This is a genomic window from Pseudomonas sp. QL9 (assembly GCF_041409665.1).
Taxonomy (GTDB): domain Bacteria; phylum Pseudomonadota; class Gammaproteobacteria; order Pseudomonadales; family Pseudomonadaceae; genus Pseudomonas; species Pseudomonas knackmussii.
The window spans coordinates 428,476-442,458 of record NZ_CP166971.1 but is presented as its reverse complement, the minus strand read 5'-3'; the positions used below and the strand labels follow the sequence as shown (position 1 = coordinate 442,458).

The 13,983-nt window shown below is 64.3% G+C and carries 10 protein-coding genes; 1 reads left to right on the top strand and 9 read right to left on the bottom strand.

Going from position 1 to position 13,983, the window contains the following annotated elements:
* Positions 1-43: 43 nt before the first annotated feature.
* From ACA097_RS02050 to ACA097_RS02035, 4 genes are read right to left on the bottom strand one after another with little or no spacing between them, the layout of a single operon-like run.
* Positions 44-1,333, bottom strand: coding sequence for a DUF6396 domain-containing protein (locus ACA097_RS02050; RefSeq protein WP_371368187.1), 1,290 nt, complete (start codon positions 1,331-1,333; stop codon positions 44-46).
* Positions 1,333-3,198 carry a phosphatidylserine/phosphatidylglycerophosphate/cardiolipin synthase family protein gene (locus ACA097_RS02045; RefSeq protein WP_371368185.1) on the bottom strand — a complete coding sequence of 622 codons (1,866 nt, stop codon included), beginning with the start codon at positions 3,196-3,198 and terminating at the stop codon, positions 1,333-1,335. Before ACA097_RS02045 ends, ACA097_RS02050 begins: the two co-directional genes overlap by 1 nt.
* A complete protein-coding gene (locus tag ACA097_RS02040) occupies positions 3,191-3,610 on the bottom strand; it encodes a hypothetical protein (protein ID WP_043251582.1) in 420 nt (139 codons plus the stop codon). Before ACA097_RS02040 ends, ACA097_RS02045 begins: the two co-directional genes overlap by 8 nt.
* Positions 3,607-6,648: a type VI secretion system Vgr family protein gene (locus ACA097_RS02035; RefSeq protein ID WP_371368183.1), complete on the bottom strand. Its 3,042-nt coding sequence runs from the start codon at positions 6,646-6,648 to the stop codon at positions 3,607-3,609. Before ACA097_RS02035 ends, ACA097_RS02040 begins: the two co-directional genes overlap by 4 nt.
* 566 nt (positions 6,649-7,214) lie before the next feature.
* Between ACA097_RS02035 and mqo the strand changes: the two genes are divergently transcribed.
* Positions 7,215-8,852 carry a malate dehydrogenase (quinone) gene (gene mqo / locus ACA097_RS02030; RefSeq protein ID WP_371368181.1) on the top strand — a complete coding sequence of 546 codons (1,638 nt, stop codon included), beginning with the start codon at positions 7,215-7,217 and terminating at the stop codon, positions 8,850-8,852.
* Positions 8,853-9,011: 159 nt separating this feature from the next.
* Here mqo and ACA097_RS02025 read toward each other — a convergent pair whose 3' ends face one another.
* The 5 genes from ACA097_RS02025 to ACA097_RS02005 form a co-directional block, all read right to left on the bottom strand.
* Positions 9,012-9,827, bottom strand: coding sequence for an ABC transporter permease (locus tag ACA097_RS02025; protein ID WP_371368179.1), 816 nt, complete (start codon positions 9,825-9,827; stop codon positions 9,012-9,014).
* A 4-nt stretch (positions 9,828-9,831) separates the two neighbouring features.
* Positions 9,832-10,665 (bottom strand): ABC transporter permease, encoded by an 834-nt coding sequence (locus ACA097_RS02020; RefSeq protein WP_043251590.1) that lies wholly within the window; start codon positions 10,663-10,665, stop codon positions 9,832-9,834.
* A 10-nt stretch (positions 10,666-10,675) separates the two neighbouring features.
* A complete protein-coding gene (locus tag ACA097_RS02015; RefSeq protein ID WP_371368176.1) occupies positions 10,676-11,791 on the bottom strand; it encodes an ABC transporter substrate-binding protein in 1,116 nt (371 codons plus the stop codon).
* Positions 11,792-11,844: 53 nt separating this feature from the next.
* A complete protein-coding gene (locus ACA097_RS02010) occupies positions 11,845-12,930 on the bottom strand; it encodes an ABC transporter ATP-binding protein (RefSeq protein WP_371368174.1) in 1,086 nt (361 codons plus the stop codon).
* Between the two features lie 123 nt (positions 12,931-13,053).
* Positions 13,054-13,977 (bottom strand): LysR substrate-binding domain-containing protein, encoded by a 924-nt coding sequence (locus ACA097_RS02005; RefSeq protein ID WP_371368172.1) that lies wholly within the window; start codon positions 13,975-13,977, stop codon positions 13,054-13,056.
* Between the last annotated feature and the right edge of the window lie 6 nt (positions 13,978-13,983).

The window sequence follows — 13,983 nt, the reverse complement described above, 5'->3', positions numbered from 1 at the left end:
CCGAGAGGTGATCTAACCATCAAGTGTTGTTGGCGGTGCTGTTCTACGCATCGCCGTAAAGTACCCATCTCACGGATTCAGGACCTTTGGTGACCTTGTCCGGCAGGGGCCACAGGCGGGTGTAGCGACGTTCGATCACCAGAGTGGGCATGCGCTCGCCTTGTTGGAATCGGCGAATGGTGCTGCCTTCGACGGTCGACCAGTAATTGTCCACGCCGATGATCTGCCAGTAGCCGCTGCGCGGGCAGGCTTCGCCACTGTTGCAAATGGGCTCCGGCGAACGGGCGCGAACGAAGGCGGGCGAACCGGGCATGGGGCGACCGGTCTTTGGGTCCAGCAGCTTGGCCTTGGCCAGTTCCTGGATCAGCGACTCGCTGGGTTTGGGCGGTTGGATATTGGCCTTGCGCTCTTCCACCCACTTCAGCTTGCCATCCCACGGCGGCAACTTGGCCGGCGGTAGCGGAACGATTTCGTTGATCTCGGGGACTTTGGGTTGGGCGTAGGAATAGCCCGAAAGCATGTTGCCGATTTTCTCGTAACGTTCGGTGCGCTCGTGGTCTTCAGGTTGGCCAATGTAATTCAGCTCGTCCGTTGCCTTAGGCCCCCGAAAACCATACTCCAAGAAACTTGCAGAAGTTTCATCACCAGCTGCTACGCCTAATTGGAATGCTTCGAGAGCCGTTTGAAAGTGCTTATTTCCTTTTAGATATACGCCGAGATTCAGTGCTGCTTCGCCGTGTCCCTGCTCAGCCGCACACCAATACAACTGAAGCGCGATTTCCGGAGCCATATTGCTCGGCTCCAGTTTGTCACCAACGTAGTATTGAGCTTCTGCATTACCTTCGTCGGCTGCTTTACGGAAGTAACGCAGGGCCATTTCCGGATCCTTTTGCAATCCGGCTGAGCCTTGTTGCAGGAAGTAGCCGATGAAGAAGTAACCTCGGGCCACCTTCGCATCGATCAGTCGCTGGCTCATACGTAGGTGCTCGGCGCCTTTAAGCGTGTAGTGCCCGCGCATCGCACCGTTCTGCAGATTGATATTGGCCTTGTAATGGTCGTTCTCGCTAGCAATTCGGTAGAGCCGCTCAATCTCCGCATACACACTGGGCTCTTGTTTGAGCAGGTTGTTCTTTTCCAGCCAGCGGGCATATTGGAACAGCACATCGCTGTCCGCCGAAGGGGCGGGGATAGTCTCGTATTTGCAAGTAAAGGCGAGGTTGGCCTTGGTCTGTGAAAGCCTGTCCACGTGAAAGTCCTTCTTCGGATAGGTAACAGAATTGCTGGCGCTGCAAGCGGCCAATAGCAGACTGGAAAGCAGCAGGAGACGGCGCATCAGTCGAGATTCCACAGGGTTGATTTTCCATAATGGAACTCCACAAGCGAGGCATAGGGACTATTCCTCTGCTCTTTGTCGCCTTGGCGCCTTCGGTTTTCCTTGATTATTTTTTTCCAAGCGTCGAATGCATCCTTCGGCTGATCCTGCGCCCCCATCCCCGCCGTATGTAGCTCCCACAACCGCCGCCGCAGCGCCTGGGTCACGCTCGCCCACTCGTGGGCAATGTTCAGTTCGCTATCCACTTCCATGCTGCGGGTATTGAGGTTGGCCGAGCCGTGGGTGGTGAAGACGTCGTTGACGATCATCAGCTTGGAGTGGATGTACACCGGCATCCACGGCTTGCTCGGCGGGGAGTCGGGAGCTACCAGCGAGCAGACGTGGACCTTCAGGCCGGGGATGTCCTGCGAGTGGACGGTGCTCTGTTCGATGGCCTTGATCTCCTCGCCATAGCGAGCCTCCCACTCGGCGAGCTGCCACTTGCCATAGAAGTCCTTGGGCCCATCCGGGCGCGGCTTCGGTGGCGCCGCTTGCTTCGCCTCGTCGATGAGCATCTGCTTGGTCACCTCGGGGATGGTGTCGGCGCGGCCCAGGCATTCGAGCATGCGCTGGGTATTGACTGTGCCCTTGCCCATGCCCTCGTCGGTGTCGTTGGTGACCACGAACAGGTGCACGTTGCCGTGCTCTTCCGGCTTGCGGCCCATGCGCATCTGCGCGTCGACCGTTTTCTTCAGCGCCTCGGCGAACGGTGGCCAGCGGAAGTACTGGTTCTCGACGTAGACGAATTGCGTGGTGTTGTTGACGGTTTGCAGATAGAGCTTCTCGATGTCGCGCACGCCCACCTGCGCCTGGGTGCGCAGCAGTTGCGCCATCAGCGCGGTGCCGTCGTCCTGGTTGCCGCCGCGGAAGGGGAAGCGCTTGGCCGACTCGTGCAGGTCATCGTGCAGTGACGGCAGCTCCTCGCCGGTTTCCTTCTGCCAGGCCTGGGCGAAGTTGCGGTGGAGGTATTCCAGGATCGGCCCGGCGACCCGGCAGGAGATGTCCTGGCGCGGGGTGAAGCCGCGCGGGCCACGGTTGGGAGCGGGCTTGTCGGTTCTCCCGCGGCGCAGTGCAGTGTGGTCATCGGTGTCCCAGTATTCGTCGAGCATGTTGTGGCCCATGACGAAACCCACCGTATCCGCCGGCAGCTCGTAGTCGACCAGGACCATCTTCTGGTGGTGGGTGGCGCTGTTGGCCATGGTCCAGATCGAGCTGTCGCTCAACGCCTTGTCCACGCTGTGCTCGCGCAGGTGGCCCTTGATCCGCTCGCGTTCGTCGCCGTCGAAATCGCGCCCAACGAACAGCGGCCGGTGGGCCGCCGCCAGTCCCGCTGCCTCGCCGTCGGCGACCGCGTACTTGGAAAACCAACTGTGGTCGAAGTCATGTTGCTCGGCCGTGGCGCTCTGCATCGTTGCGTCCCAGAAGTACGGGGCATTACCTGGCAGGTTGGCTTCGCCCGCAAGGCCGGCGAGGTTCCAGAACATCCGCCAGCCGAGCACACGCACCTTCACGCCCTGCTTTGCCTTGCGCTCCAGCAGCTCGCCAATGCATAGCTCGCTCAAGGCATCGGGGTCGTCGTGGTAACGGCGGTCGCGAACGAAATACATCGATGGCTGGAAGCCCCAGCAGATGATGTCCACCGACTGCTTGGCCTTGGCGATGGCCAGGTGCACGGCGGCAAACGCCTCCTCGCCATTGACCAGCGGCTTGTAGCGCGCCTGCATCTGCGGGTATTCGCTGTCGGCCACGAACCAGGGCGCGGTGCAGGTGGCTTCGTTGGTGTGTTGAAGGGCGATGGGGACGACGATGTCGCACAAGTCATTCATGTTGCTTCTCCATTTTCGTCGACAGGCTCCACCCCTTGAGTGCTTCCGAAACCACGACCAGCCCGGCCATCACGACACCGGGAGCGTGGCCGGCCAATGGCAACAGCAGCGACACCGACGGGGAGAGAAAGAAAAGCCGCAATGGAATCTGAGCGATCCCGAGTACGCGGTTGAGCGGGTGGGCGAAGAGAAAGAGCACCGCGCTGATGACGATGGAGCACTGCAGCACCCAGGCAAGCAGTCCGACACTGGCCAGGCCAGTGCCGAGCTGATCGTTGAGCGCCAGGACTCCGGATAGGTCACTCCAGAAAGGAGTTCGTCCCGCGTTCCAACTGTGCAGGCTGTACCAGGCGACCTGGAACAGATCCAATGCTCCCCAGACACGCAGTATCCGCTTGCCGGAAAGGCTCATGGTGTCACCTCCTTCTTCTCGTAAACCTTGTCCGCCATTACCGGTTGCCAATGCCAGGACGTGCCGGACAACTGCCAGTCATCGGGCCCTTGCAGGAAGGCTTGCTCCACTCGTCGTTGCTCCCCGTAGCGGTAAATCGCTGAGGTTGAAGCAAGATGGTTTTCCTCTTCCGCCAATGGCTGCCAGACCTGAACCAAGGTGCGTCGAGTGTTCTCGTAATCCTTGCCTTCGGAGCCGAACAGCCGCCCCTCATCCCCCAGGGATGCGAGTCGATTGAGGAACATCTGCCCGGCATTGCTCACGCCGTGGTAGTTCGTTTCCTGTGTCAGCCATTTACCTGGCCCGCTTTGGGTTGGAGTCGAGCTCTCCGGGTTTACCGATGGCTCGTTGTCGCCCGCCAACAGTTCCGAATAGAGATTGCGGCGATCCATTTGCGAGCCGTGCTTTTGCAGCCCGCGATTGGCCAACTGGCCTTGCTCGGGGTTGCGGTAGTCGGTGGGGACCGGCACCTGGTAACGGATGCCGTTGGCCAGTTCCACGCTGTACTGCCGGGTGACGACCTGGTGATCGAGGGTCAGGTGGCCGCTGTCATCCAGCACGCCTTTCTGCAGCGGCGCGCCGTCGGCGTAGAGGGTGTAGGGCATTCCGGCCCAACTTCCCTGGGGGGCGTTCGGGGTTTGTGGGAGGCGGAATTTCAAGCGTTGCGCGGACTGCAGTTTCGGGTAGTCCGGGTGGGTGGCCTTCATGCTGGCGGGGCCTTGGCGATTCACACGGGCCTTGATGATGAAGTCGCCACTGCCCAACTCAGCCGATGCCGATGACAGGCTGAAATAGCTGCCGCCACCGTTTAGGACGATCTTCTTCTTGGCGGTGAAATGGATTTCGCCTTCGCTGCAGATGATGTCCAGCCCGTGGCGGGCGAGCAGTTGCATCGCATCGTTCTGCGCTTGCAGCGTGACCGGCCCTGCGTTGGCGATGAACTTGAGCCCGAGCTTCTTGGCGAACAGGCTGATGACTTCACCAGCGGCCACGGTGAAGCGCTTGAGCACCGTGGTGTCGGCGCTGCCGCCCGCTACTGCGATCAGATTCTGGCCGGCCGCTTGTTGCAGGTTGCCGGGTGTGGTCAGGGCGATGCCTGCCGGTGCCGACATCAGCAGGCCGGCGTCCCGGAGTTGGTCGAGCGAGTCCTTGAGTTGCTCTGCATGAGTAGTGTCGGCCGGTATTGCCTTGGCCTGGGTGGCGTCTTGCATCAGGCGTTGTGCCAGTTCCAGTGCCTGGTTGATCTGCTCCATGGCGCTGTTCATCTCGAGCATCGAGCCCTGCGCCCGTGGCTGTTCATCAGCCGTGATGAACAGCCCCTTGCCGGCCCGAATGGCGCCATGCCCATCGGTACGCAGCTCGAAACCAGCGCCGCGCGGATTGGGATTCGGTCGCTGGCTATCGACCAGATGCCCCAGGCTCAGCTGGCTCTTGCCGCTGTGCTCGGTGCTGAGCTTGATGTGCCCTTTTCCGCGCTCGTCGTCCATGCGCAGCTTGTTGTTCGCCGGGGTGCGCAGGACGTTGCGTTTGTAGTTGTAGAGATTGACGTGGTCTGGGTGGCTGCTGTCGTGCAGGGCGTGGGCGATGTAGGGGCGATCCGGGTCGCCTTGCTCGAAGGCCACCGCCACTTCGGTGCCGGCGAGCAGCGGCAGGTGCAGGCCGTGGGTGTCGCCGGCATAGGGTCGGGCCAGGCGCAGCCACAGGCTCTCTTGCCCGGCGGGCCAGGCGTCGCGGTCGAAGAGGAACTGGACCTTGTAGCGACCTTCCTTATCGATGTGGCCGTACGGGTCGTTCTTGCGCGTACTGGTTACGCGGGCCGGCACCGTGCCGGCGATGCTCGGCTTCCTGGGCAGCGGCGGGCGGAAGCTGTAGTGGTCGGCGTCGGGGATCGCTTCGAAGGTGACTTCGTAGCTGCTGTCGCGGGCGGCCTTGCAGGTCAGACTGACAATCAGCGCGCCCTTTTCGAAGGCTTGCGGTGCGCCGCCGTCGATCTTCAGCACCTGGCCGGGAACCAAGGTGGCGCTGCTGCTGGTGCCGCTCAGCCGGGTTTGCTGGTTGAGGTAACGCTCGTGGGCCAGGCGCGCATGGAAGAAGCTTTCGTCGCTGCGGTGCTCGTGGTCGAAGGCGAAGGCGTCCCCGGGTTTGGTGTAGGGCTCGGCGTAGTGGTAGGCCTCGCCGTAGGTGGATTTCGCGCCGCGGGTCAGGTCGACTTCGGCATCGAGATCGGCCCAGGCCTCGCGGGGGTTGTAGCTGCGGGCGAAGGTGCTGGCTTCCACCACCTGGTGGCTCGCCTGCAGGTTCCACACGCCGTCGGCGGCGTTGCTCTGCAAACCCGACTGCGGGCGCAGCGGCAAGCTGAAGCCGCGCTGGTAGTGGCCTGGGCTGTCGTGGAACTCCAGCACGTCGAGCTTGATCCGCTCGTCGAAGCGGATGCAGTACCAGATGCCATGGTCCGCGCAGAGGCGCTGGAGAAAGGCCAGGTCGCTCTCGGCGTACTGCATGACCTGCTCGCGGTCCGGGTAGGTGCGCGAGAGGTCGAGGTGAAACTGGTATCCCTCAAATTGATGCCGACGCAGGACCTGCTCGACGATCTCCGGCACGCTCTGGTCCTGGTAGATGCGGTACTGCACACCACGCTCGAGCAGGGCCAGGCGCGGCTGCAGGCGCACTTCGTAGCGGGCCTCGTCGCGTGAGCCGGAGAGGCGCTTGAAGGCGGTGATCACGCCATTCAGCGTGCGCAGCGGCAGAACCGGCTGGGGGTTGAAGCTGAACTTCGGCGTGGGGTCGGGCGCGGCGTACAAGCTGAAGCTAGCGGGCTTACCGAGCATGGCGTCGGCGGCGATATCGCCCGCGCTGCTGGTGAACTCGATGCGGTAGCTGAAGGGTTGGCTCAACCCCTCTTCACCCTCGAAGGCGAGGACGTCCAGGGGAACATCAAGATCGCTGACGCTGAGTTTGTGGCGGGAATGGTCGAAGAACGGACGGATGTGATCGAGCACGAACGGAGCCTCCTTTGCGATGCCGCAGCCGAGGCAGAAGTCCGTGGATCAGTCGAGTGCCAGGCTCCACCCCGAGCCGTTCGCGGCACTACCTCGCCGCGATGGGGGCAGGAGTAAATTCGCCGGCCCGCAACAACTCAATAGGAAGTCGCATGCTTGCCTTGGATTCAGACAAGTCCTACATGAATTGGCGCCGAATCCCTGTGCGATTGGGCCTTGAGGTGAGGGGAAGTGCTGGCAGGCGGGCAGGGGCGGTGCCTTCGGAAGATGCCGGCGGCCGACCCTCGGCGGTTGGTGATCAAGGGCGGCTCGGGTAGAATGCTCAATCGTTTCAGCGCGCTTCACCCAGTTTCCCGGTCCACCTGCCGTACCTCTGGCCCCCGCTGCTGCAACCCCCCTCCAGCTGACGCATAGCAACGTATAAACCCGCAGGCCTCGGAGGGTCGCAACCCTGTCCCAGCCGTCCCGGACGCCATCCTGGCGCGCGCTTTCGCGCGGCCGGCGGCCGGGTTCGCCCGCCTAGAAGCCGGCGGGGCAGATCAGGCTCCATCCAACGGGAATCCCACATGCTGAAGAAACTGAGCGGAGCACTGCTGTGCCTTGCCGTATCCGCTTTCACCTGCGCGCAGGCCGCCGAGCCGCGCAAGGTCGACGTGCTGCTGATCGGCGGCGGCATCATGAGCACCACCCTGGGCGTCTGGCTGCACGAGCTGCAGCCAGACTGGTCCATGGAACTGGTCGAGCGCCTGGACGGCGTTGCCCAGGAAAGCTCCAACGGCTGGAACAACGCCGGCACCGGGCACTCCGCCCTGGCGGAGCTGAACTACACCCCGGAAGACAAGGACGGCAAGGTCAGCATCGCCAAGGCTGTCGAGATCAACGAGTCCTTCCAGATATCCCGGCAGTTCTGGGCCTGGCAGGTGCGCAACGGCGTGCTGAAGAATCCGCGTTCGTTCATCAACTCCACGCCGCACATGAGCTTCGTCTGGGGTGACGAGAACGTCGCCTTCCTGCGCAAGCGCTACGAGGCGCTGCAGGCCAGCCCGCTGTTCCGCCCGATGCAGTATTCCGAGGACCCGACGCAGATCGCCAAATGGGTGCCGCTGATGATGGAAGGCCGCGATCCGAAGCAGAAGGTCGCCGCGACCTGGACGCCCATCGGCACCGACATGAACTTCGGCGAGATCACCCGCCAGTTCGCCGATTACCTGACGGCGCAGCCGAACTTCGCGATGAAGCTTTCCAGCGAGGTCGAGAACATCACCCGCAATGCCGATGGTTCCTGGCGGGTGGAGTACAAGAACCTGAAGGACGGCAGCGTCACCCAGACCGACGCGCGCTTCGTCTTCATCGGCGCCGGTGGCGGCGCGCTGCGCCTGCTGCAGAAGTCCGGTATCCCCGAGGCCCGTGACTACGCCGGCTTCCCGGTGGGCGGCTCGTTCCTGGTGACCGACAACCCGGCGATCGCCCAGCGCCATCTGGCCAAGGCATACGGCAAGGCTTCGGTGGGCGCGCCGCCGATGTCCGTGCCGCACCTGGATACCCGCGTGCTGGACGGCAAGCGGGTGATCCTCTTCGGGCCGTTCGCCACTTTCTCCACCAAGTTCCTCAAGCAGGGTTCCTACCTGGACCTGCTGGCCAGCACCAACACCCACAACGTCTGGCCGATGACCCGCGTGGGCATCGACGAGTACCCGCTGGTGGAATACCTGGCCGGCCAGCTGATGCTTTCCGACGACGACCGCATGGCGGCCCTGCGCGAGTATTTCCCTGAAGCGAAGAAGGAAGACTGGCGCCTGTGGCAGGCGGGGCAGCGTGTGCAGATCATCAAGCGCGACCCGGAGAAGGGCGGGGTGCTGAAGCTGGGCACCGAGATCGTCGCTTCGGCCGACGGCAGCATCGCCGGCCTGCTGGGCGCATCGCCCGGCGCCTCGACCGCCGCGCCGATCATGCTCAACGTGCTGGAGAAGGTGTTCAAGGACAAGCTGGCCACCCCCGAGTGGCAGGCCAAGGTCCGCCAGATCGTGCCCAGCTACGGGACGAAGCTGAACGACAGCGCCGAGCGAACCTTCGAGGAGTGGAGCTACACCAGCCAGGTGCTGCAGCTGGACCCGCCGCCGGCCATCGCTCCGGCCACGTCCGGCCCGTCCGCTGCATCGCAAGCGCCGGTGCCGGCCAAGGCGTCCAGCGACATGGCGCTCTAAGCCGCGCACTGGGCAACCAGGACAGGCTGATGGAAAAAAGGCCGGCCCCCGTTTGGGTGCCGGCCTTTTTCGTCGGGGAAGGGCGCAGGAGGGGGCGGCCGCGGCGTTGTCCGTTGCGCCGACAAGTCGGGCAGCGCCGCGGCCGTCCCCTCCTGCGATTCAGTGCCCGGCGGGCTTGGCGGCGACGCGCTGGGCGAGCATGCGGCCGAGCAGGGCGAGGAGGGTGATGGCGATCAGCAGCACCGAGATTGCCGCCACCGCCGGGTCGATGTTGTCGCGCAGGCCCGACCAGATCTGCCGGGGCAGGGTGTTGACCTCGGTGCTGGTGACGAACAGGGTCACGGCGATTTCTTCCCAGGAGAGCGCAAAGCACAGTAGCGCGGTGCTGGCCACGCCCAGCTTGAGGTTGGGCAGCACCACCATGAAGGTGGTTTGCGCCAGGCTCGCGCCGAGGTTGCGCGCGGCCAGTTCGATGCGCCGGTCCAGTTGGCTCAGCGCCACGAGCATGGTCACCACGCCGTAGGGCACCACCATCACGATGTGGGCGATGCTCAGGCCGACCAGGGTGTCGTAGCCCAGGCCCGGGGCGTACTTGCTGACCGTGGTTTCCATGAAGTACAGGACCATCGCCGAGATCATCGGCGGGATCGCCATGGGCAACAGCACCAAGCCGATCAGCAGCGTGGCCCAGCGCGAACGCAGGTACCAGATGCCGAGGGCGAAGCTCACCGCCAGGGCGCTGGCGATCACGCAGGTGATGCTGGCTACGGCCAGGCTCTGGCCGATCGCCGAGAGCCATTCGGGGCTGTCCAGCAGCGCCTGGTAGTGACGCAGCGACCAGTGCCCGTCGGGCATCGAGAGGAAGCGCTTGCTGGTGAAGGACACCGGGATCACCGCCAGCAGCGGGAAGACCATGAAGATCATCGCCATGGCGGCGAGCAGGCGGCTGGGCGCCCGGCTTTCGTGTGCGTTCATCGTCTCAGCCCACCAGTTTGTCGACGCGGGTCATGCGCAGCAGCGCCCAGATCAGCCCCGCCACTAGCGCCAGCAGCACCACGCTCAGTGCAGCGCCCAGGCCCCAGTTGCTGGTCTGGAACATCTGCAGGTAGACGTACTCGGCCACCATCACCGTCTGCCCACCGCCAAGGATCGCCGGGGTGATGAAGAAGCCCAGGCAGAACACGAAGACGATGATGAAGGCGCCGAGGATGCCGGGAATGGTCTGCGGCACGAAGATGTTCCAGAACGTGCGCAGCTGCCCGGCGCCCAGGCCACGCGCGGCGAGGAGCACGCGCGGGTCGAGGCGGCGCATGGTCGAGACCAGCGGGAAGAGCGCGAAGGGCACCATGAAGTGGACCATGCCGATCACCACGCCGAGCTCGTTGCGCGTCAGCTGCAAGGGCTCGCTGATGATCCCCAGGCTCTGCAGCCAGCCATTGAGCAGGCCGTTGCTGCGCAGGGCGATCAGCCAGCCGAAGGCACGCACCAGCACCGACAGCCAGAACGGGATGAACACGCAGATTTCCACCATGCGCTGCCAGAACGGCGGGCTGAACACCCAGCAGTAGGCCATCAGGTAGGCGATCACCAGGGCCAGCACGCTGACCGTGGTGCACAGGCGGAAGGTGCGCCAGAGCACGTCGTGGATCGCCGGGTCGCTGGCGATGCGCTGGTACTGCTCCACGCCCGGGGTGGGCAGGCTGAAACTCCAGCCCACCACCCCGGCGAAGGGCAGCACGTAGAACAGCAGCAGCACCACTGGCAAGGGCGCGAGCAGCAGCGCGAGCTTGAGCCGCGAAGGATTCTCGGCCATGGCCGTCACCTCACTTGGAGACGTGGGTCAGGTACTGTTCCAGCGCCACCGCGTAGTGGTCGGTGTACCACTCGTGGCTGAGCATCACCTGCTTGGGCAGGTTGTCCGGGTCGGTGCAGTTCAGGTGGCGGCTGTCGGCCGGGATCAGCGAGGCCGCCGCCGGGTTGGCCGGGCCGTTGCAGAACAGCTTGAACAGCTCGACCTGCGACTGCGGGTCCTGGGCATAGGCGATGAAGCGCATGGCCGCGTCCTTGCCCGCCGGGTTGCCCTTGAGCACGCCCCAGTTGCTGCAGCCGAGCAGGGCGTTGTCGAAGGTCCACTTGATGCGGCCCTCGCTGTCCTCGGTGATCACCTTGGCGCGGGTGTTCCAGATCGCGCCCATGCTCACTTCGCCTTCGATCAGCAGCTGCTGGGTTTCGGCGCCCGAGCCCCAGAAGGCCAGCACGTGCGGCTTGAGCTCGTCGATCTTCTTCAGTGCGCGCGGCACGTCCAGCGGGTAGAGCTTGTCCGCCGGGACGCCATCGGCCAGCAGTGCGGCCTCGAGCATGCCGTTCATCCACTTGTAGAGGGTGCGCTTGCCGGGGAAGGTCTTCACGTCCCAGAAGTCCGCCCAGGTCTTGGGCGCCTTGTCGCCGAAACGCTCGCTGTCGTAGGCGATCACGTAGCTGAGCATGTAGTCGGCGATGCCGTATTCGTAGGCGAAGCCGGGCAGCACCTTGTCCTTGGAAACGATGCTGTAGTCGATCGGCTCGACCAGGTTTTCCTTGCCCAGGTTCTGCAGGATCGAGCTTTCCGCATCGACCACGTCCCAGCTCACCCGGCCGCTGCTCATCTGGGTGCGGATGGCGCCTTCGGTGGGGCCGCTGCCGTCGATCTTCACCGGGATGCCGGTGGCCTTGGAGAAGCCTTCGGTCCAGGCCTTGCCGAACGCCTTGATGGCGTCGCCGCCCCAGTTCACCACCACCAGCGGCTTGTCGCCGGCGGCGAAGCTCACGCCGCTGCGCAGGGCCAGCGGCAGGGCGGCCATCAGGCCCATGCCCTTGAGGAAGGTACGGCGGTCGATCTGGCCACGCTTGGCCTTTTCCATGAGGACTTCGATGCAGTCTTGCTGGTGCGGATTGAACATGTGGGCAGCTCCCAGGCAGAGGGGATGGCGAATAAAGGAAAGACGCGGGGCGATCAGGCCAGCAGCAGGCTCTTTTCGATCGGCCAGCTCAGCCACACGCGCGAGCCGTGGTCGAGGTGCGCGGCGCGGTGTTCGGCGTGTACCGCCAGGCTCATCGGCAACGCGCCTTCGGCGGCGGTGGCCAGGCCCAGTTCGGTGCTGGCGCCCTGGTAGGTCTTGCTGGTCAGCACGGCCTGCACGACGTTGTGGCCGCTCAGGCTCGGCGGCGCATCGTGCAGTTGCATGTGCTCCGGGCGTACCGCCAGCAGCGGCGCGGCGGCATCCAGCGCGGGCGAGAATTCGGCGTGCAGCTGGGCATCGCCGAAGCGTCCGCAGGCCAGCTCGCCGGCGCGGCCGACCTGGCTCAGCGGGAACAGGTTCATCTTGCCGAGGAACTCGGCGACGAAGCGGTTGCTGGGCTGGTTGTAGATGGCGTGCGGGGTGTCGATCTGCGCCAGGCGGCCACGGTTGAAGATGGCGATGCGGGTCGACAGGGCGAGGGCTTCGTTCTGGTCGTGGGTGACGAACACGAAGGTGGTGCCGACTTGCCGGTGGATGCGCTGCAGCTCTTGCTGCAGTTGCTCGCGCAGGTTCTTGTCGAGCGCCGAGAGCGGTTCGTCGAGCAGCAGCAGGTCAGGTTCGAAGACCAGCGCGCGGGCGATGGCCACGCGTTGCTGCTGGCCGCCGGAGAGCTCGCCGGGGCGCTTGCCCAGGTGTTCGCCCAGGCCGACCACTTCGAGCATGCGGCGCACCCGGCGGTTGCGTTCCTCGGCTTTCATGCCGCGGATCTTCAGCGGGAAGGCGACGTTCTCGTCGATGGTCATGTGCGGGAAGAGCGCGTAGCCCTGGAACACCATGCCGAAATTGCGCTTCTCCGCCGGACGCCGGGTGATGTCCGCACCGAGCGCTTCGAGGCGGCCGCTGGAGGGGTCCTGGAAGCCGGCGAGGATCATCAGGAAGGTGGTCTTGCCGGAACCGGAGGGGCCGAGCAGGGTGAGGAATTCACCTTGCTGGATATCGATGGAAACATCGCTCAGGGCATGGAAACCGCCGTAACGCTTGCCGATGTCAATGGCACGGAGCTGGGTCTGTTGCTGCACTGCGCTGACCTCGTCTTTTCTTGTTCTTGTGTGGGAACCGACTGATCGGTCAGTACCCTTTTGCGCAGTATTGTCAAATCCCCCTTCGCTTCAATCGCGATTTTTCGCCGTCATTGTTCAATTTCATTCACCAGTCAGGCTGGTGCGACTGCCCTTGCGGAACTGCTCGGAGAGCCGCAATTCGGCCAGCATCCAGGCCTTGAAGGCGAGCACGTCGGGGCGTTCGCTCTTGGCCGCGTCGGTGACGAAGTAGTAGCGGTTCGGCGGCTCGATGGCGACGTTGAACAGCCGCACCAGCTGGCCTTTGTCCATGGCGTCACCGCTGACCAGCGCATCGCCCATGGCCACGCCCTGGCTGGCGATGGCTGCCGACTGCACCAGGTGCGCGTCGGAAAAGACGATGCCGTTGCGCACGTTGAGGTCGCGCACGCCGGCGGCAGCCGCCCACAGCAGCCAGTCCGAGTGGTCGACCATGTGCAGCAGCGGCAGGTTGGCCAGGTCTTCCGGCGAATCCAGGCCACCGGCGGAGTTGAGCAGCGAGGGGCTGCAGACCGGGAAGGTGTCGAGGGTGGCGATCAGCTCCACGTGCAGGTCCGGCCAGTCGCCCACGCCGTAGGCGATGAACAGGTCGACGTCGCGCTCGCTGACGTCGTCGGGGATGCGCGGCGACACGAGGTTCAGCTCCACGCGCGGATGGGCGCGCTGGAACTTGCCGATCTGGTGGCACAGCCAGTAGGTGGCGAAGCCCGGCGTGCAGCTCACGCACAGGCGTCCGGCGATTTCCTCGGCATCGGTGAAGCGCCGCGCCTCGTTGAGGATCGCCAGCGCACGCTGGGTCTCGCGGGCGAAGCACTCGCCGTTGTAGGTGAGGACGATGCCGCGCCCGGCTTTTTCGATCAGCGCGGTGTCCAGGCATTCCTCCAGGCTGCGCAGCTGGTGGCTGACGGCGCTGCGGGTCAGGCTCAGCTCTGTGGCGGCCGCCGACAGGCTGCCGAGGCGGGCGACGGCGTCGAGCACGCGCAGGGCGGTCATTGAGGGGAAACGCATGGCGGG